The organism is Geodermatophilus sp. SYSU D00691 (assembly GCF_054050275.1).
In genome coordinates this window covers 51,580-69,983 of the sequence record NZ_JBJGYZ010000033.1, presented here as the reverse complement: position 1 = coordinate 69,983, position 18,404 = coordinate 51,580, and the positions used below count along the sequence as shown (strand labels likewise).

Genomic DNA, 18,404 nt, shown 5'->3' with positions numbered 1-18,404 from the left:
CCCCCCCCCCCCGCCCCCCCCCCCCCCCCCCCCCCCCCCCCCCCCCCCCCCCCCCCCCCCAACCACCGTCAGGTGCGCTCGGTGGCCAGCCGGGCGCCGAACCCGAGCAGGGCGACGCCGGTCACGGCGTCCAGCGACCGGCGCACCCGCCGGCGGGCCAGCCAGCGCCGCGCCCGCGCGATGACGGCCACCAGCAGGACCAGCCAGGCCAGGCTGAGCGCCGCGTGCGTCACCGCGTACAGCAGCAGGGACCACACCGGGGCGTCCGGGCCGAGGAACTGGGGCAGCACCGCCAGGTAGAAGACCAGCACTTTCGGGTTGGTGATGTTGGAGAGGCAGCCCTGCCGCCAGCCGGCGAGCGCCGCACCCGAGGCGGGCGGCTCGTCGGGGCTGTCGGGGTAGACGCCGCGCACCGCCGAGCGCAACGCCTGGACGGCGAGCCAGACCAGGTAGGCGATGCCGGCCCAGCGGATGGCCTGGAACAGCGGCTCGACGGCGACGATGACCGCCGCCAGCCCGGCCGCCGCGGCCGCGCCCTGGACGACGTTGGAGCTGGCGACGCCGGCCGCGGACCACCAGCCGCGCCACCGGCCGCCGACGAGCGCGTTGCGGACGACGACGGTGAAGTCGGCGCCGGGCACGAGGACCAGCAGCGTCGCGAGGACGACGAAGGAGGCGTAGGCCGGCCAGTCCACGGTGACCAGCCTAGGAGCCCCCGACGAACGCCAGCGCCTCCTCGGCCAGGGCCAGGTCGGACTCCGGGGTGCCGTGGTCGAGGGCCACCCACTCGCGCATCGGGGTGCCGTTGGCCGCGGCGAACGGCAGCCCGGTCCCCGCCGCGACCAGGCCCTCCACCCGGTGCCGCGGCAGCTTCAGCACCACCGCGCCCCCCACCACCATCGCGAAGATCGAGCCGTGCACGGTGAGGGCGGCCGAGCCGAACCCCCGCCGCCCGCTCGAGCCCGGGGGCCCGACGCCCGGCCGGGTGGACAGGGCCTCCACCAGGGCGGCGAAGCGCTGTTCGGGGTCCACGGGCACGATCCCAGCGCTTTCCGGCAGGAATGCGCAACGTGGACCCGGCCTCCCGGTTGGCAGGATCGGGCCCGTGAGTCGTCGGGGCTGGGTCCTGTTCGTCGCCATGTCGGTCATCTGGGGCGTGCCGTACCTGCTGATCAAGGTGGCCGTGGAGGAGCTCTCGCCGGTCATGGTCGTGTTCGGCCGGTGCGTCGTCGGCGCCGCGCTGCTGCTGCCGTGGGCGCTGGCGAAGGGCTGGGTCCGCCCGGCGCTGCGGCACTGGAAGCCGCTGCTCGCCTTCACCGTGCTGGAGATGACCGCGCCCTGGCTGCTGCTCTCCTACGCCGAGCAGACCCTGACCAGCTCGCTCACCGGGCTGCTCATCGCCACCGTGCCCTTCGTCGCCGCCGTCGCGGCGCGGGTGGTCGGCGACGAGGACCGGCTGACCCCCGTCCGGCTGCTCGGCATGGCCATCGGCGTGGTCGGCATCGTCGCGCTGCTCGGCCTGGACGTCGGCGGCGCGCACCTGCTGCCGATCGTCGCGGTCGCCTTCGTCGTCGTCTTCTACGCGGTCGCGCCGATGATCGTCAGCCGCCGGCTCCCGGAGGTGCCCGGCGTCGCGGCCAGCGCGATCGCGCTGACCGTCACCGCGGCCGTCTACGCGCCCTTCGCCGTCCCGCAGCTGGGCGAGGCGGTGGCCGCGCCGCCGTCGGCCCTGCTGTCGGTGGTCGCGCTCGGCGTCGTCTGCACCGCGCTGGCGCTGGCGGTGTTCTTCCTGCTCATCCGCGAGGTCGGGCCGCAGCGGGCGCTGGTCATCACGTTCGTCAACCCGGCGGTCGCCGTCCTGCTCGGCGTGCTGCTGCTCGACGAGCCGTTCACCCTCGGCATCGCCCTCGGCCTGCCGCTGGTGCTGGTGGGCTGCGTGCTGGCCACCCGGCGCAACGCGCCCCGGCCGGTCGCCGAGCCGGTGGAGGCGGCGGTGTCCTGAGTCCCGTCGCACCCCCTGGTTAGCGTGCCCGGCGTGGACGACGGACGAGAGCGCTGCGCCTGGGCGACGAGCACCCCGGAGTACGTGGCCTACCACGACCAGGAGTGGGGGACGACGCTGCACGGCGACGACGCCCTCTTCGAGCGGCTCTGCCTCGAGGCGTTCCAGTCGGGCCTGTCGTGGATCACCATCCTGCGCAAGCGCCCGGCGTTCCGCGCCGCGTTCGCCGGCTTCGACATCGCCGCCGTCGCGGAGTTCACCGAGGACGACGAGGCGCGGCTGATGGCCGACGCGGGCATCGTCCGCAACCGCGCGAAGATCACCGCCGCCGTCCGCAACGCCCGCGCCGCCCGGGAGCTGCCCGAGGGCCTCGACGCGCTGCTGTGGTCGTTCGCGCCGTCCGCTCCGCGGCCGCGTCCGGCCACACTGGTCGACGTCCCGGCGACCAGCCCGGAGTCCACCGCGATGGCCAAGGAGCTCAAGAAGCGGGGCTTCGTCTTCGTCGGGCCGACCACCGCCTACGCGCTCATGCAGGCCACGGGCATGGTCGACGACCACGTGGCGTCCTGCTTCCGGGCGACCCCGTGAGGGGGCTCGTGTTGGACGGAAGCTCCCGATACGGGATCATTGACCCGGAGCACTGCAGCGACGGACGCCGCCCGCTCTCCCAGGAGGGAGACGCGGACGGCCGGCGAAGGAGGCACGCATGGCGGCCATGAAGCCGCGCACGGGTGAGGGTCCCCTCGAAGTCACCAAGGAGGGCCGTGGGCTGGTCATGCGCGTACCGCTCGAAGGCGGCGGTCGCCTGGTCGTCGAGCTGTCGCCGGACGAGGCGCAGGCGCTGTCCGAGGCACTGAAGGGCGCGACCAGCTGACTCCCTCCGCGAGCCTGCCCCCGGGCAGCCCCGCGCAGGACGACACGGCCCCGGCCGCCGGTACTCCGGCGACCGGGGCCGCGCCGTTGCCGCGGGTCGAGGTCCAGAGCTCCCTCCCGGCCCTGACCGGGGACGACGTCCTCGCCGTCCCGGTGGGGGCGCGCGGCGCGCTGCCGGCGTGGCTGCCGGCCGACGTCGACCGCGGGTTCCTCGCCGGCGTGCTGGCCGACACCGGCAACGGCGGCAAGCCCGGCGGCCTCACCGACGTGCCCGTGCCCGGCCGCCGGCCGCGCTCGGTCGTCGCGGTCGGCGTCGGCGACGCCACGCTGCCCGACGTGCGCGGCTACGCCGCCGCCGCGGTCCGGCGCGCGCAGACCCTCGCCGAGCACGGCGCCCGCCGGCTCGTCCTGCCGCTGGACACGACCGTCGCGCCGGCCGGTGCCGACGAGGTGCGCGTCGCCGTCGAGGCCGCGCTGCTGGCGAGCTACCGCTTCCGCGAGACCTCGAAGCCGCACCCGCCGCGGCTGCCGGAGGTGGTCGTGGTGGCCACCGACGCCGACGACCCGGCCGTGGTCGCCGCCGCCCGCGCCGGGCAGGTCGCCGCCGAGGCGGTCGCCTGGGCGCGCGACCTGGTCAACACCCCGAGCAACACCAAGAACCCCGGCTGGCTCGCCGCCGAGGCGGGGGAGCGGCTGGCCGGCCTGGACGGCGTCACCGTGCACGTGCTCGACGCCGACGACCTGCGCGCCGGCGGTTTCGGCGGGGTGCTGGCGGTCGGCGGCGGCTCGGCCACGCCGCCGTGCGTGGTGGTGGCGTCCTACCGCCCCGCGGGCGCCCCCGCGGCCCACCCGGTGCTGGTCGGCAAGGGCATCACCTACGACACCGGCGGGCTGTCGATCAAGCCCAACGCCGGCATGCGCGAGATGAAGACCGACATGGCGGGGGGCGCCGCCGTGCTCGCCGCCGTCGACGCGGCCGCCCGGCTGCGGCTGCCGGTGGCGGTCACCGCCGTCGTCCCCGCGGCCGAGAACGCGGTGTCCGGGTCGTCGTACCGGCCGGCCGACGTCGTCCGGCACGTCGGCGGGCGGACGACGGAGGTGCTCAACACCGACGCCGAGGGGCGCATGGTGCTCGCCGACGGGTTGGCCTACGCGCGGCTCGAGCTCGGCGCCACCGCGCTGGTCGACGTCGCGACGCTCACCGGGGCGATCCGGATCGCGCTGGGCGCGAGGACCGCGGGGCTGTTCACGAACTCCGACGGGCTGGCCGAGGCGCTGACCACGGCCGGCGGGCACGCCGGCGAGGCGATGTGGCGGATGCCGCTGCCCGAGGAGCACGTCGACCTGCTGGAGAGCGCGGTCGCCGACGCGAACAACGCGCCGGGCAACCCGGGCAGCAGCACCGCGGCGCTGTTCCTCCGGCCGTTCGCCGGCGACCTGCCCTGGGCGCACCTCGACGTCGCCGGCACCGCGCGGGCCGGCTCCGACGACGGCGAGATCGCCAAGGGCGGCACCGGCTACGGCGTGCGCACGCTGCTGCGCTGGCTCGAGGCGGGGGCGCCGGCCGCATGACCGACGCCGTCACCGTCGAGCGCGACGGGCCGGTCACCACGGTGCGGCTGTCGCGGCCGCACGCCCGCAACGCCGTCGACGGGCCGACCGCGGCGGCGCTGGCCGACGCGTTCCGGGCGTTCGACGCCGACGACGGCGCGGCGGTGGCCGTGCTGCACGGCGAGGGCGGCACGTTCTGCGCCGGGGCCGACCTGCGCGCGGTCGGCACGCCCACCGGCAACCGCACCGGGCCCGACGGCGACGGGCCGATGGGGCCGACCCGGCTGCGGCTGTCCAAGCCGGTGATCGCGGCGGTCGCCGGGCACGCCGTCGCCGGCGGGCTGGAGCTGGCGCTGTGGTGCGACCTGCGGGTCGCCGACGAGACGGCGGTGTTCGGCGTCTTCTGCCGGCGGTGGGGCGTGCCGCTGATCGACGGCGGCACGGTGCGGCTGCCGCGGCTGATCGGCGCGAGCCGGGCGATGGACCTGGTGCTCACCGGCCGTCCGGTCGACGCGGCCGAGGCGCTCGCCATCGGTCTGGCCAACCGGGTCGTCCCGGCGGGCGAGGCGCTCGGCGCCGCGCAGGGGCTGGCCCGGCAGCTCGCCGCGTTCCCGCAGACCTGCCTGCGCGGCGACCGCGCCTCGCTGCTCGAGCAGGAGGGCCTCGACGAGGTCGCGGCGCTGGCCAACGAGTTCCGCCACGGGCAGGTCGCCCTCGCCGTCGACGCGCTGCCCGGGGCGGCGCGGTTCGCCGCCGGCGAGGGACGCCACGGAGAGGGAGTCGCATGACTGACGACACCGGCGTCGTCTTCCCGGCCGGGCCGGACGGACGGCGGAGCACCGCCGCGCTGGGGCGGGCGGTGGTGGCCGACGCGCTGCGGCCGGTCGACCCGGCCGGCGCGCTGGCCGCCGAGCAGGAGACCAACTGGCGCGCGGGCTACCTCGTGCACTTCCGGCGGCTGGTCGAGGCGGGGCTGGCCTCCGGCGACGCCGCCCGGACGATCGCCGCGGCGGGGTTGACGTCCCTGCACGAGCGGATGTGCGTCGTCCTGCCCGACGGCGAGGAGACCGCGCTCGACCGCTGGGCGGCCACGTCGTCGCCGCGGACGCTCGACACCGTCGAGGTGCACGGCACCGGCAGCCGCGAGGAGGAGTTCTCGCTGCCCTACGGCGGCACGCGGCTGCGCGGCGACGACCTGCTGCGCCGGCTGGACGCGTGGACCGAGGCGGGGGTGCTCGAGCCGTCGGCGGCCGAGGCGGTGCGGGCGGTCGTGGGGCACCCGGAGTGGCTGCGGCTGCCCGACCACACCGTCGCCGTCCTCGGGGCCGGCGCCGAGATGGGCCCGCTGCCGTCGCTGCTGCGCTGGGGCGCGCGGGTGGCCGGCGTCGACCTGCCGCGGCCGCCGCTGTGGCAGCGGGTGGTCGAGACCGCGCGGCGCAACGCCGGCACGCTGCTGCTGCCGGTCACCTCCGGCGGCGACCCCGACGACCGCCAGGTGGCCGGACACGCCGGCGCCGACCTGGTCACCGAGGTGCCGGCGGTGGGGGACTGGCTGGCCGGCCTGCCGGGGACGCCGGTGCTCGGCAACTACGTGTACGCCGACGGCGCGGCCAACGTGCGGGTGTCGGTGGCGGTCGACGCGCTGACGCTGCGGATCCAGGAGGCGAACCCCTCGACCGCGCTGGCCTTCCTGGCGACGCCCACCGACGTGTTCGCCGTCCCGGCCGAGGCCGTCGCCCACTCGGTGCGCGCCTACGACGGCCGGTCGGGGCGCGCCAAGCTGGTGTCGCGGCCGCTGCGCACGCTGTCGGCGGGCCGGCTGCTGCGCCGTGCCTACGTGCCCGGCGCCGACCCGGGGATCAGCGACGTGCTGGTCGCGCAGCAGGGCCCGAACTACGCACTGGCCAAGCGGCTGCAGCGGTGGCGCGCGACGACGGCGCGGGCGGCCGGCGCGACGGTGTCGATGAACGTCGCCCCGCCCACCCGGACGCGGTCGGTGGTGAAGAACCGCGCGCTCGCCGCGGCCTACGCCGGGGCGCACCGGTTCGGGGTCGAGGTGTTCGAGCCGTCGACGTCGAACGTGCTCATGGCGGCGCTGCTGGTGCACGACCTGCACACCGGTGGCGGGCCGGCGCACGAGCACCCGTGGCAGGACGAGGCGCACGACGCGGTGCACGGCGGCCTGTGGCGCATGCCGTACGCCGCGCGCAGCGCGCTCGGACTCGCCGCGCTGCTGGGCTACGGTTCGGCTCGGGGGTGAGCGCGATGGTCGACTTCGGAAAGCTCGGCAAGCAGCTGACCGACCGCCTCGACAGCGACGAGGGCGAGAAGAAGAGCGACGACGTCCTCGACAAGGCGGCCGCGTTCCTCGACGAGAAGACCGGCGGCAAGCACGCCGACCAGATCGCCAAGGCGCGGGAGTTCGCCGACGAGCACGTCGGCAAGAAGGACGACGACCGGCGCTGAATCAGTCATCCGCGCTGGTCAGCGGTCTGGAACTGTCGTACCCGCTGCGTAGCTTGCGGGCATGCAGCGGATCGCGGGCACCTCCGTGCCGGAGGGCTTGCTGGTGGACTGGTACGGGTGCTGCCCGAGCCCAGCCCGCGGCTGCCGGTGGGTGGATGACCCAGGAGCAGGCCGCCGCCGAGCTGCAGCGGATCGACCGCGACCGGGCCCGGGCCGCCGCCCGCGAGGCGGCGCTGATCGCCCGGTGCGCCGAGCACGAACCCGACACCGACGACCCGCAACCGGGCACGCCGGGCGCCCGGTCGCGGTTGTGGCGGGTGTCGGAGCAGGAGTTTGCGGGGGTGAGCGAGTTCGCCCCGTCCCATCTCGGGGCGGTGGTGAACGTCAGCCCGGGCACGGCGGCGCACCGGATGCGGCGGGCGGTCACCTGGCGCGCCAGCCTGCCGTCGACCCTGCGTGCCCTGTCCCGCGGTGAGCTGGACGAGCGCCGCGGGCAGATCCTGGCCGACACCCTGGTGCACACCGACCCGGCGCTGGCCCGCCGGGTGGAGGCGCTCGTGCTGCCCGAGGCGCCGCAGCTGACGTTCGCCGGGCTGAGGTCGCCCATCCTCGCGGTGCTGCTGGCACTGGACCCGCAGGCGGCGGAGGAGAACCGGGCGCGGGCGCAGCGGGACGCCGACGTGTTCGCCGAGCCGGCCGGGGACGGCATGGTCAACCTCGGCGCGCGGCTGCCCGCCGACGAGGCCGCCGAGGCCGACGGCGATACCCGGCCGAGCGGGCAGCTCCGCGCCGCGATGTACTCCCTCCTGGCCCGGGGCGCGGCCGCCGGCCTGCTCGGCGCCCGCGCCCGCCTGCTGATCACCGCCTCGCTGGCATCCTGGAGGGCACCTCGACAGCGCCCGCGCGGGTGAACGGGCAGGCGATCACCCCGGCGCACCTGGCCAGCCGAGCTGCTCCGCCGCATCGGCGCGCTCGGCCTCACCACTCCCGAGGGTGGCGAGTTGGCGTTCGCGCTCACCGACGCCGACGGCCGGCTGCTCGGTGCGGTCACCGCCGCCGAGCTGCGGCGGCTGGTCCGCCGCGGGGAGGGGCTGGACCCGCCGCCGGCGGTGGACCGGCACGCCCCCACCGACAGACAGCGCCGGTTCGTGACACCCGGGACCGCGGCTGCCGCTGGCCGCTGTGCCCGCGCCGCGCCGGCTGGGCCGATCACGACCACGTCGTGCCGCACGCCGCCGGCGGGCCCACCGCCTGCGCCAACCTGTGCTGCCTGTGCCGCACCCACCACCGGCTGAAGACCTTCGCCAACGGCTGGACCTTCGTGCTCGACCCGTACGGCACCCTGCACGTCACCACCCCGACCGGCATCACCCGGATCACCCACCCGCCGGGCATGCGCCGACGACCACCCCGGCCCGAGCCACCGCCGGCCGAGCCCGGCGACGACCCACCACCGTTCTAGCGATCCCGCACCCGTCGGGTCGCCGGGCCCGGAGGCGTGCACCGATCCCTGGCCGTCGATCGCGCGGATCGGGACACTGTCCGTCCCGACTCCACCTGACCGGAGGGGAGATCGCCATGGCCTCGATGTCCGAGCGGGAGAACCGGGAGATCCAGGCGGCCAACGCCTCGGGCAACGTCCCCGTCGTCCTCATCCACGGCCTCTGGCTGCTGCCGAGCAGCTGGGCCAACTGGGTGACCTTCTACGAGGAGGCCGGCTACGCACCGCTGACGCCGGACTGGCCGGACGACCCGGAGACGGTCGCCGACGCCCGGGCCGAGCCGGAGGTCGTGGCCGGGAAGACCTTGAAGCAGGTCGCCGACCACACCACCGAGGTCATCGAGGCCCTGGACCGGAAGCCCGTCGTCATGGGCCACTCGACCGGTGGCCTGCTGGCGCAGGTGCTGGCGGGCCGGGGCCTCGCAGCCGTCACGGTGGCCATCGACCCGGGGGTCTTCCGCGGCGTCCTGCCGCTGCCGCTGTCGGTGCTCAAGGGCGTGGGCCCGTTCCTGGTCGACCCCCGCACGCGCCGCCGCGCCCTCACGCTCACCTACGACCAGTTCAGGTACGGCTGGGCGAACGCCCTCGACGAGCAGGAGGCGAAGGAGCTGTACGAGACGTACCACGTCGCCGGCTCCGGCATCTCCCTCGTGCAGATGGGCAACGCCAACCTCAACCCGTGGACCGAGGCGCGGGTGGACACGAAGAACCCCGACCGCGGCCCCCTGCTCATCATCGAGGGCGAGAAGGACCACACGATCCCGTGGGCGATCGCGAACGCCGCCTACAAGCTGCAGAAGCGCAACCCGGGGGTGACCGAGATCGTGAAGCTCCCGAACCGCGGCCACTCGCTCACGATCGACCACGGCTGGCGCGAGGTCGCCCAGACGGCGCTCGACTTCGTCAAGCGGTTCACCTGAGGGCCGCCGGCCGGAAAATCCGGGAGGATCTCGAGCGGCGATGTCGAGAACGCAGGAACGGCTCCGTCCCCGGGGTGCACGCGGTCAGGATGGGCCGCAACCAGCACCGAGGAGAACCACGATGGCCAAGTACCTGCTGCTCAAGCACTACCGCGGCGCCCCGGCGGCGGTGAACGACGTCCCGATGGACAAGTGGACGCCGGAGGAGATCTCGGCCCACGTCCAGTACATGAACGACTTCGCGGCCAAGCTCGAGGGCACCGGGGAGTTCGTCGACGGCCAGGCGCTCGCCCCCGAGGGCAGCTGGGTCCGCTACGACGGCGAGGGGCGCCCGCCGGTCACCGACGGCCCGTTCGCCGAGACCAAGGACCTGATCGCGGGCTGGATGATCATCGACGTCGACAGCCACGAGCGCGCCGTCGAGCTGGCCGGCGAGCTGTCCGCCGCTCCTGGCGCTGGCGGCCAGCCGATCCACGAGTGGCTCGAGGTGCGGCCCTTCCTCACCGAGCCGCCCACCATCACGGAGTGACCACCGCGTTGGACGACGTCCTGCTCCGGACGCTCACGCCGGAGGTCCTCGGCATCCTCGTCCGCCGCGGCGCAGACTTCGCGGCGGCCGAGGATGCCGTGCAGGACGCGCTGGTCGAGGCGGTCCGGGTCTGGCCGACCGACCCGCCGCGCGACCCGAAGGGCTGGCTGGTCACCGTCGCCTGGCGCCGGTTCCTCGACGCCACCCGTGCCGACACCGCCCGCCGCCGGCGCGAGGACCTCGTCGACGAGGAGCCGGCGCCCGGCCCCGTGTCGGGCGCCGACGACACGCTCCAGCTGTACTTCCTCTGCGCCCACCCGTCCCTCACGCCGTCGTCGGCGGTCGCGCTCACGCTGCGCGCCGTCGGCGGGCTGACCACCCGCCAGATCGCCCAGGCCTACCTGGTGCCCGAGGCGACCATGGCCCAGCGCATCAGCCGCGCCAAGCGCACCGTCTCCGACGTCCGCTTCGACCGGCCCGGCGACGTCGCCACCGTGCTGCGCGTCCTCTACCTGGTCTTCAACGAGGGCTACTCCGGCGACGTCGACCTCGCCGCCGAGGCGATCCGGCTCACCCGGCAGCTCGCGGCCGCGATCGACCACCCCGAGGTGGCGGGGCTGCTCGCCCTCATGCTGCTCCACCACGCCCGCCGCGCCGCCCGCACCGGGCCCGACGGCAGCCTCGTGCCGCTCGCCGAGCAGGACCGCGACCGCTGGGACACGGCGCTCATCGCGGAGGGCGTCGAGATCCTGCAGGCCGCGCTCGCCTGCGACCGGCTCGGCGAGTTCCAGGCCCAGGCCGCCGTCGCGGCGCTCCACGCCGACGCGCGCACCGCCGAGGAGACCGACTGGGTGCAGATCGTCGAGTGGTACGACGAGCTCGCGAAGCTGACCGACAGCCCCGTCGTCCGACTCAACCGCGCGGTCGCCGTCGGCGAGGCCGACGGACCGCGCGCCGGCCTGGCGGCGCTCGCGGCGCTGGACGACTCGCTGCCCCGCCACACCGCGGTCGCGGCCTACCTCCACGAGCGCGACGGCGACCTGGCGACGGCGGCCCGGCTGTACGCCGAGGCCGCGCAGCAGGCGCCCAACCTCGCCGAGCGCGACCACCTCACCCGCCAGGCCGCCCGGCTCAACGCCGCCCGCGGCCGCTGACGCACCGGCTCGACGCCGCACGGCGAGGGGCGCACCCTCGGACGCGTGCAGACGCTGGACATGGTCGGCGCGATCGTCCTGGGCCTGCTCCTGCTCGCGGCGGTCCTCGGCGGCCTCGTCTGGCTCGACCGCGGGCCGGTCGGCGAGCACGGGCGGACCCTGGTCAAGGGTCCGCCGCGGGACGACGAGGACGACGAGGCCCCGCCGGACGACGGGCCCGCTGACAGGCGCTGATCCCGCCCGCCGGGCCGTGTCAGCGCCGTGTGCGCCCGGCGCCAGCGCCCTCTCCCATCGTCGACGCCGACGAAGGGAGACATCCATGACCTACGGGATCGAGGCCGAGGGCCTCACCAAGCGCTTCGGCGACACGCAGGCGCTGGCCGGCGTCGACCTGGCCGCCCGCGAGGGCACCGTGCTCGGCGTCCTGGGACCCAACGGCGCCGGCAAGACCACCGCCGTCCGGGTGCTCGCCACCCTGCTGCGCCCCGACGCCGGCACCGCCCGCGTCGGCGGCTTCGACGTCCTGGCGCAGCCGGCCGAGGTCCGCGCGCGCATCGGCCTCACCGGTCAGTACGCCTCGGTCGACGAGGACCTCACCGGCACCCAGAACCTGCTGCTCATCGGCCAGCTGCTCGGCCTGCGCACCGTCGAGGCGCGCGCCCGCGCCGCCGAGCTGCTCGACTGGTTCGACCTCACCGAGGCAGCCGGCCGGGTGGCGAAGACCTACAGCGGCGGCATGCGCCGCCGCCTCGACCTCGCCGCCAGCCTGGTCGGCCGGCCGTCGGTGATCTTCCTCGACGAGCCCACCACCGGCCTCGACCCCGCCAAGCGCGAGGAGATGTGGGACGTCGTCCGCCGCGTCGTGGCCGACGGCGCCACGGTGCTGCTGACCACGCAGTACCTGGAGGAGGCCGACGCCCTCGCCGACGAGATCACCGTCATCGACCACGGCCGCGTCATCGCGCACGACACCCCCGACGGCCTCAAGCACCACGTCGGCGGTCAGCGGCTGCGCGTCCGGCCCGTCGACGCCGCCCGCGTCGACGACGTCCGCCGGTTGCTCGCGGAGCTCACCCGGTCGGTGCCCGAGGTCAGCAACCGCGGCGAGCTCACCTGCCGGGTGGACGACGACTCGCTGCTGCCCGAGCTGGTGGGCCGGCTGCAGGCCGCCGGCATCCCGGTCAGCGAGCTCTCCCTGCACCTGCCGAGCCTGGACGAGGTCTTCTTCACCCTCACCGGCCGGCCCACCGACGAGACCCCCGAGGAGGCGGCATGACCCTCACCACCGCACCCGCCGGCACCGCCCGGCCGGCACCGCTCGCCGACGGCGGCGCCCCGGCCACCAGCACCCTCTGGCGGCAGGCCCGCGTGCTCGCCCGCCGCAGCCTGATCAAGACCTGGCGCACGCCCGAGGCCCTGGTCGACGTCACGCTGCAGCCGATCATCTTCCTGGCCCTGTTCACCTACGTGTTCGGCGGTGCCATCGCCGGCGGCTCGCAGGAGGACTACCTGCAGTTCCTGCTCCCGGGCCTGCTCGGGCAGACGATCGCCATGGCCAGCGTCTCGCTCGGCCAGAACCTCAACAGCGACATCGAGAAGGGCGTCTTCGACCGGTTCCGGTCGCTGCCCATCGGCCGCTCCGCCCCGCTGATCGGCGCGGTGCTGGCCGACCTGGTCCGCTACCTGGTCCTGTTCGCCGTCATGATCGGCGTCGGCACGCTGATGGGCTTCGAGCCGACGAGCTGGGCCGGCGTCCTGGCCTCGCTGGCGCTGTCGATGGGCTTCGCGCTCTGCTTCGGCTGGATCTCGGTCTACATCGGGATGATCGCCCGGACCCCCGGCGCGGTGCAGGGCATCATGTTCCTGCTGATCTTCCCGCTGGCGTTCGGCAGCAACGTGTTCGTCTCCACCGAGACCATGCCCGGCTGGCTGCAGGCCTTCGTCGAGGTCAACCCGATCAGCCACCTGGTCAGCGCCGTCCGCGGGCTCATGGTCGGCGGTCCGGTCGCGGAGAACCTGCTCTGGACGCTGGTCTGGATGGCCGGCCTGCTGGTGGTGTTCATGCCGCTGGCGGTCCGCGCCTACCGCCGCCGGGCGTGATCAGCCGGTGAGCCGGTCGGGGTCGAGGGCCGCGGTGGCGGCGTCGGCGTCCAGCGCCCGCCCCTCGGCGTAGGCGACCTCGTACCCGTCCCCGAGAGCCGCGCGCAGGGACCCGACCAGCTCGGTGACCGCCGAGCTGGTCGGGTCCTCGGCGCCGCGCAGCCGGGTGGCGGCGCCGAAGGCGACCGCGGCCTCGCGGTGCCGGCCGAGCGCCCGGGCCAGCAGGGCGGTGGACAACCCCACCGAGGCGACGATCGGCCGGTCCCCGGTCAGCAGCGCGTGCCGGTAGCCCACCCGCAGGTGCTCGACCGCCTCGTCGACCTCCCCCAGCCGGAGCCCGAGCGCGGCGGCCGTCCCGTGCCCGATCGCCCCGCTGTGCGCGTCGAGCAGCGACGGGTCGTCGAGCCCGCACAGCCGCGCGTGCAGCCAGGAGTACGCCGCCCGCACCCCGGCCTCGTCCTCCGCCGCGACCGCGATCGCGCCCTCGGTGGCCGCCACGAGGACGCCGTGCAGCAGCTCGCCCGACCGGAAGCGGTTCTGCGCCCGCATCGCGTCGAGGTGCCGCCGCGCTCCCTCGACGTCGCCGGCCCGCAGCCGCAGGTCGGCCAGCCGCATGGTGACCAGCAGGTCGTCGGACGTCTCCGAGCCCAGCGACCGGATGCATGCCTGCGCCCGCTCGTAGTCCTCCGCCGCCCCGCGCAGGTCCCCGTCCACGGTGCGCACCTGCCCCCGGGCCGACAGCAGCGCGGCCAGCCCCCAGCGGTCGCCGATCGCCTCCCACTCGGCCACGCCGGCGTCGGCGTCGCGGCGCATGAGGTCGATGTCCCCGTCGTTCTCCGCGTAGGCCAGCCGCGCGAGCCGGCCCGCCGCGCGCACCCACGGTTCCGGGTCGCCCAGCGCCTCGTCGAGGGCGGCGTCGGCGCGGTCCCGCTGCTCGCCCATGAACAGCAGGAGCGGCCGCACCACCTTGGCCGCCGGGTGCCCGTGCCCCGACGACCCCAGCCGGTCGGCCAGCGCGGCGAACTGGTCCCGCCTGGCGCGCAGATCGCTGGGGTGGTTGTCGACGGTGAACCCGAGCAGCGCCTGCAGCGCCTCGACCAGCACGCCGTCGGGCGCCTCCCGCGCACCGGGGACGGCGAGGGCGAAGGTCGTCCAGCGGGTGGCCTCCTGCCCGCTCTCCCGCAGCAGCCAGTACCAGCCGAGGTGGACGACGAGCTCGACGGCGGCGGCCGCGTCCCCCGTGTCGCCGAGGAACCGCAGCGCCGCCAGGACGTCGTCGCGCTCGGTGTCGAGCACGCGCAGCGCGTCGAGCTGCTCGGGCCCGCGCAGCCGGGCGTCCTGCCGCCGGACCACGGCGCGGAACCGGTCCGCGTGCGCCGTCCGGGCCGCGGTGACCACGCCCTTCTCGGCCAGCCGCTCGGCGCCGTACTCGCGCAGCGTCTCGAGCATGCGGAACCGCGTGCCGTCGGCCGTGCGGGCGGCGATCAGCAGCGACTTGTCCACCAGCGCGTGCAGGACGTCGGACAGGTCACCCGCCGCGCCGCCGTCCCGCCAGCTCGGTGCGACGGCCGCGACCGCCTCCTCGGTGGCCCCCGCGGCGAAGACCGAGAAGTGCTCGGCGACCTCGCGCTCCAGCGGGGTCAGCAGGTCCCAGCTCCACTCGACGACGGCGCGCAGCGTGCGGTGCCGCGGGGTCGCGGTGCGCCGTCCGCCGGTGAGCAGCCGGAACCGGTCGGCCAGCCGCTCGGCCACCTCGGCGGGGGAGAGGACCCGCAGCCGGGCGGCGGCCAGCTCGATGGCCAGCGGCAGCCCGTCGAGCCGGCGCACGATCTCCACCACGGCGTCGTCCAGCCCGACGCCGGGGTCGACCGCCCGCGCCCGGTCCAGCAGCAGGCGCACCGCCGGGCTGGCCCCCGCCTCGGCGGCGGGCGCGCCCTCGGGCGGCACGGCCAGCGGCCCGAGCGGGTGGAGCAGCTCGCCCTCGATCGCCAGCGGCTCGCGGCTGGTGGCCAGCACCCGCACACCGGGGCAGCGGCCGAGGACCTCCGCGACCACCTCGGCGGCGGCGTCCACGAGGTGCTCGCAGTTGTCGACGACCAGCAGGCACGTCGCCGTCCACAGCCGCTCCAGCAGCCGCTCGCGGGGGTCGCGCCGCTGGTACTCCGTCACCGGGTCGGGGAGGACGATCTCGCGCACGCCGAGGCCGTCGAGCACCGCCTGCCAGACGCCGCTCGGCTCGGTGACCGGCGCCAGCTCGACCAGCCACACGCCGTCGGGCGTGGGCACCTCCGGGGCGGCGGCCACCCGCGCGGCGACCTCGCCGGCCAGGCGGGTCTTGCCGGAGCCGCCCGTGCCGACCACGGTCACCAGCCGCCCGGCGGCCAGCCGCTCCCGCACCGCGCGGACGTCGTCCTCCCGGCCGACGAAGCTGGTGACCGCGGCCCGCAGGTTCGTGGGCACCTCCGCGGGCCGGTCGGCCGCCCGCAGCAGCTCCAGGTGCCGGGCGCGCAGCGCCGGCGACGGGTCGGTGCCGAGCGCGTCGGCCAGCGTGGCGCGCACCCGCTCGTACACCGCCAGCGCCTCGGCCGGCCGGCCGGCGGCGGCGAGGGCGTCGACCAGCGCGCCGGCGAGGTCCTCGCGCAGCGGGTGGGCGGCCGCCAGCTCCTCCAGCAGCGGCACCACCTCGGCGGCGCGACCGTCGCCCCGCGCGAGGCGGGCCTGCTCGAGCACCACCTCCAGCCGCAGGTCGTCCAGCGCCGCCCGCCGGCCGGCCGCCTCCGGGGAGTCGTCGCCCGGCAGCGGGGTGCCGCGCCACAGCGCGGCCGCCTCCGCCAGCACGGCGGCCGTCGCGGCCGCGTTCCCGGCGGCCCGCAGCCGGCGGCTCTCGGCGACCAGCCGCTCGAACCGGACGGCGTCGACGTCCTCCGGCGCGACCGCCAGCCGGTACCCGGCGGCGGACTGCTCGACGAGCTCCGGCCGGCCCAGGGCCCGGCGCAGCCGGGAGACCAGCGACTGCAGGCTGTTGGCCGGGTCGGCGGGGGAGTCCCCGCCCCACACCGCCTCGGCGAGCGCGCCCGCGGAGACCCAGCGGCCGGGCTGCAGCGCCAGCGCGGTCAGCAGCTGCTGCAGGCGGGCGCCGGGCACCGGGACGATCCGCCCGCCGTCGCGGACCTCGAGCGGCCCCAGGTATGCGACCTGCACGCCGCCGAGTCTGTCAGGCGGGGCCGACCAGGCCCGCCACGATCTCCGCCGAGAGCGCCACCAGCGGCAGGCCGCCGCCGGGGTGCGCCGAGCCGCCCACGAGGAACAGGCCCGGCACCGGCGAGGCGTTGGCCGGCCGCAGGAACGCCGCCCGCGTGCCGTTGCTCGACGTCCCGTAGATCGAGCCGCCGACGCTGCCGGTGTCGCGCTCGAGGTCGGCCGGGGTGCGCACGACGCACCACTTCACGCGGTCGCGCACGTCCAACCCGCGGCGGGCCATCGTCTCCAGCACCCGCGCCGCGTGGGCGTCGGCGAGCCCGGGTGCGGTCCAGTCCACCCCGGCCGCCGGGTCGTGGCGGGGAGCGTTGACCAGCACGAACCACGACTCGCTGTCGCCGTCCGGCCGGGTCGCCGGGTCGTCCGGCGCGCTGACGTAGACGGTCGGGTCGGGTACCGGCCGCGGCGCGCCGCCGATCCCGAAGACCGCGTCGAACTCGGCGTCGTAGTCCTCGGGGAACAGGACCGTGTGGTGCGCCAGCCCCGGGGTCCGCCCGCGCAGCGCGAGCAGCAGCACGAACCCGGACAGCGACGGCGTGGCGCGGGCCAGCCCCGCGCGCACCGGCCGGGTGCGCCGGTCGGCCGGCAGCAGGTCGCGGTAGAGCGCGGCCGCGTCGCCGGCCGAGACGACGACGTCGGCGGGGACGACCTCGCCGGTGGACAGCCGCACCCCGCGCGCACGGCCGCCCTCGACGACGACCGAGGCCACCGGCGACGACGTCCGCAGCTCGGCGCCCCGCTCCACCGCCCGCTCGGCGACGGCGAGACCGAGCCGGCGCAGCCCGCCGCGCACGTACCAGGAGCCGAAGCGCTGCTCCGCGTACGGGACGGTGGCGAGCACCGCCGGCGCCCGCCGCGGGTCGGAGCCCGAGTAGGTGGCGTAGCGGTCGAGCAGCGTGCGCAGGTGCGGGTGCCGCAGGTAGCGCCCGCCCAGGCCGCGCAGCGTCTCCCAAGGGGCGACGGTCGCGACGTCGGCCGGCCGGCGGGCCAGCCGGGCCAGCGTCGCCGCACCGGCCAGCGGGGAGCGCAGGAACGGCTGCTCCGACACCCGCCACATCTGCCCGGCCCGCTCCATCAGCGCCGTCCACTGCCCGCCGGCGCCGTCGCCCAGGGCGTCGTCCAGCGCGTCGGGCACGGCCGCCGCCCGGCCGGGCACGGTCAGCCGGGTGCCGTCGGCGAAGCGCAGCTCGGCCGCCGGGTCGAGCGGCACCAGGTCGAGGACGTCGTCCAGCGGTGCGCCGGTCGCGGCGAACAGGTCGCGGTAGAGGTGCGGCAGCGTGACCAGGCTGGGGCCGGTGTCGAACCCGTGGCCGTCGCGGGCGACCCAGCCGAGCTTGCCGCCGACCTCCGGGGCCTGCTCCAGCACGGTGACGGCGTGCCCGAGCGCGGCCAGCCGAGCCGCGGCGGCCAGCCCACCGAGCCCGGCGCCAACGACCGCCACCCGCGCCACGGCGACCACGGTAACCGGAGGCCGTCGCCTGGCCGGGTGAAGATCGTTTGGCCGTGGAGCAACCCCGGGTAGCGGACGAGGGCTCGGTCGAGACGACGGCCGGAGCGCTGCTGCTGCAGGAGGACGGATGCGCAGGCTCTCCGCTCTTCTCGCCGGGGCAGGGGCCCTGGCGCTGCTCACCGGCTGCGCGAGCGCGGCCGAGCCCGACGTGGGCGGCGTGGCCACCGCGTTCGAGGACCCGGCCGCCGACCCGCAGGCCCGCTGCGACCTGCTGGCGCCGGCCACGCTGGCGACGTTCGAGTCCGAGGAGTCCGCCTCCTGCCCCGAGGCGATCGGCGACGTGCCGCTGCCGGGCGGCGACGTGACGGCGGTGGAGGTGTGGGGCGGCGACGCCCAGGTGCGGCTCGGCGGCGAGACGGTCTTCCTGACCGAGACCGACGCCGGCTGGAAGGTGACCGCGGCGGGCTGCGAGCCGCAGGGCGACGCGCCCTACGAGTGCGAGGTGGAGGGGCCGTGAACGGTGTGCGGGCGGTCTTCCTGACCTACCTGGTCGTGATCGCGCTGGGCATCGCCTACGCGTTCGTGCTGGGGGCGATCGGG

At 76.4% G+C, this 18,404-nt stretch carries 21 protein-coding genes; 16 read left to right on the top strand and 5 right to left on the bottom strand.

The genetic code is table 11. The features are described from left to right. Positions 1 to 68: 68 nt before the first annotated feature. Both ACI797_RS21410 and ACI797_RS21405 read right to left on the bottom strand, forming a co-directional pair. Positions 69 to 695, bottom strand: a complete 627-nt coding sequence (locus ACI797_RS21410; RefSeq protein ID WP_456861168.1) for a LysE family translocator — start codon at positions 693 to 695, stop codon at positions 69 to 71. A 10-nt stretch (positions 696 to 705) separates the two neighbouring features. Beyond that, complete coding sequence (locus ACI797_RS21405; protein WP_456542044.1) at positions 706 to 1,032, bottom strand: hypothetical protein; 327 nt, start codon at positions 1,030 to 1,032, stop codon at positions 706 to 708. Positions 1,033 to 1,105: 73 nt separating this feature from the next. On the opposite strand from ACI797_RS21405, the gene ACI797_RS21400 reads away from it, so the two are divergent. From ACI797_RS21400 to ACI797_RS21365, 8 genes are all read left to right on the top strand, one after another. Next, a complete protein-coding gene (locus tag ACI797_RS21400) occupies positions 1,106 to 2,002 on the top strand; it encodes a DMT family transporter (RefSeq protein WP_456861166.1) in 897 nt (298 codons plus the stop codon). A 33-nt stretch (positions 2,003 to 2,035) separates the two neighbouring features. Next, positions 2,036 to 2,590, top strand: coding sequence for a DNA-3-methyladenine glycosylase I (locus tag ACI797_RS21395; RefSeq protein WP_456861165.1), 555 nt, complete (start codon positions 2,036 to 2,038; stop codon positions 2,588 to 2,590). Positions 2,591 to 2,708: 118 nt separating this feature from the next. Continuing rightward, positions 2,709 to 2,876 (top strand): DUF3117 domain-containing protein, encoded by a 168-nt coding sequence (locus tag ACI797_RS21390; RefSeq protein ID WP_091115270.1) that lies wholly within the window; start codon positions 2,709 to 2,711, stop codon positions 2,874 to 2,876. Between the two features lie 86 nt (positions 2,877 to 2,962). Next, entirely contained in the window at positions 2,963 to 4,447 is a 1,485-nt protein-coding gene (locus ACI797_RS21385) for a leucyl aminopeptidase (protein WP_456861163.1), read from the top strand. After that, positions 4,444 to 5,214 (top strand): crotonase/enoyl-CoA hydratase family protein, encoded by a 771-nt coding sequence (locus tag ACI797_RS21380; protein ID WP_456861161.1) that lies wholly within the window; start codon positions 4,444 to 4,446, stop codon positions 5,212 to 5,214. The genes ACI797_RS21385 and ACI797_RS21380 overlap by 4 nt, the downstream gene beginning before the upstream one ends. Continuing rightward, complete coding sequence (locus tag ACI797_RS21375; protein WP_456861159.1) at positions 5,211 to 6,686, top strand: hypothetical protein; 1,476 nt, start codon at positions 5,211 to 5,213, stop codon at positions 6,684 to 6,686. Before ACI797_RS21380 ends, ACI797_RS21375 begins: the two co-directional genes overlap by 4 nt. Before the next feature lie 5 nt (positions 6,687 to 6,691). Then, entirely contained in the window at positions 6,692 to 6,892 is a 201-nt protein-coding gene (locus ACI797_RS21370) for an antitoxin (RefSeq protein ID WP_456861157.1), read from the top strand. A 155-nt stretch (positions 6,893 to 7,047) separates the two neighbouring features. Further along, a complete protein-coding gene (locus tag ACI797_RS21365) occupies positions 7,048 to 7,803 on the top strand; it encodes a DUF222 domain-containing protein (protein WP_456861155.1) in 756 nt (251 codons plus the stop codon). A gap of 12 nt (positions 7,804 to 7,815) precedes the next feature. Here the strand turns inward: ACI797_RS21365 and ACI797_RS21360 are convergent, their stop codons facing one another. After that, the gene (locus tag ACI797_RS21360) at positions 7,816 to 8,013 is read right to left on the bottom strand and encodes a hypothetical protein (protein WP_456861153.1); all 198 of its coding nucleotides are present in this window, start codon (positions 8,011 to 8,013) and stop codon (positions 7,816 to 7,818) included. Positions 8,014 to 8,114: 101 nt separating this feature from the next. Between ACI797_RS21360 and ACI797_RS21355 the strand changes: the two genes are divergently transcribed. The 7 genes from ACI797_RS21355 to ACI797_RS21325 all read left to right on the top strand — a co-directional run bounded on the left by ACI797_RS21355 (position 8,115) and on the right by ACI797_RS21325 (position 13,096). Next, entirely contained in the window at positions 8,115 to 8,354 is a 240-nt protein-coding gene (locus ACI797_RS21355; protein WP_456861152.1) for a hypothetical protein, read from the top strand. A 116-nt stretch (positions 8,355 to 8,470) separates the two neighbouring features. Further along, positions 8,471 to 9,313 (top strand): alpha/beta hydrolase, encoded by an 843-nt coding sequence (locus tag ACI797_RS21350; RefSeq protein ID WP_456861150.1) that lies wholly within the window; start codon positions 8,471 to 8,473, stop codon positions 9,311 to 9,313. Between the two features lie 121 nt (positions 9,314 to 9,434). Next, the gene (locus ACI797_RS21345; protein WP_456861149.1) at positions 9,435 to 9,842 is read left to right on the top strand and encodes a YciI family protein; all 408 of its coding nucleotides are present in this window, start codon (positions 9,435 to 9,437) and stop codon (positions 9,840 to 9,842) included. Beyond that, positions 9,839 to 10,996: an RNA polymerase sigma factor gene (locus tag ACI797_RS21340; protein WP_456861147.1), complete on the top strand. Its 1,158-nt coding sequence runs from the start codon at positions 9,839 to 9,841 to the stop codon at positions 10,994 to 10,996. The genes ACI797_RS21345 and ACI797_RS21340 overlap by 4 nt, the downstream gene beginning before the upstream one ends. 45 nt (positions 10,997 to 11,041) lie before the next feature. Further along, on the top strand, positions 11,042 to 11,230 hold the full coding sequence (locus ACI797_RS21335) for a hypothetical protein (RefSeq protein WP_456861145.1): 189 nt from the start codon (positions 11,042 to 11,044) through the stop codon (positions 11,228 to 11,230). Between the two features lie 85 nt (positions 11,231 to 11,315). Further along, the gene (locus ACI797_RS21330) at positions 11,316 to 12,272 is read left to right on the top strand and encodes an ATP-binding cassette domain-containing protein (RefSeq protein WP_456861143.1); all 957 of its coding nucleotides are present in this window, start codon (positions 11,316 to 11,318) and stop codon (positions 12,270 to 12,272) included. Further along, a complete protein-coding gene (locus ACI797_RS21325) occupies positions 12,269 to 13,096 on the top strand; it encodes an ABC transporter permease (RefSeq protein WP_456861141.1) in 828 nt (275 codons plus the stop codon). Before ACI797_RS21330 ends, ACI797_RS21325 begins: the two co-directional genes overlap by 4 nt. On the opposite strand, the gene ACI797_RS21320 is transcribed toward ACI797_RS21325, so the two are convergent. Further along, the gene (locus ACI797_RS21320) at positions 13,097 to 16,297 is read right to left on the bottom strand and encodes a BTAD domain-containing putative transcriptional regulator (protein WP_456861139.1); all 3,201 of its coding nucleotides are present in this window, start codon (positions 16,295 to 16,297) and stop codon (positions 13,097 to 13,099) included. 13 nt (positions 16,298 to 16,310) lie between these two features. Then, positions 16,311 to 17,804, bottom strand: a complete 1,494-nt coding sequence (locus ACI797_RS21315; protein WP_456861137.1) for a phytoene desaturase family protein — start codon at positions 17,802 to 17,804, stop codon at positions 16,311 to 16,313. A 127-nt stretch (positions 17,805 to 17,931) separates the two neighbouring features. Here ACI797_RS21315 and ACI797_RS21310 point away from each other — a divergent pair, with 127 nt between their 5' ends. After that, positions 17,932 to 18,321 (top strand): hypothetical protein, encoded by a 390-nt coding sequence (locus ACI797_RS21310; RefSeq protein WP_456861135.1) that lies wholly within the window; start codon positions 17,932 to 17,934, stop codon positions 18,319 to 18,321. Positions 18,322 to 18,404: the final 83 nt, after the last annotated feature.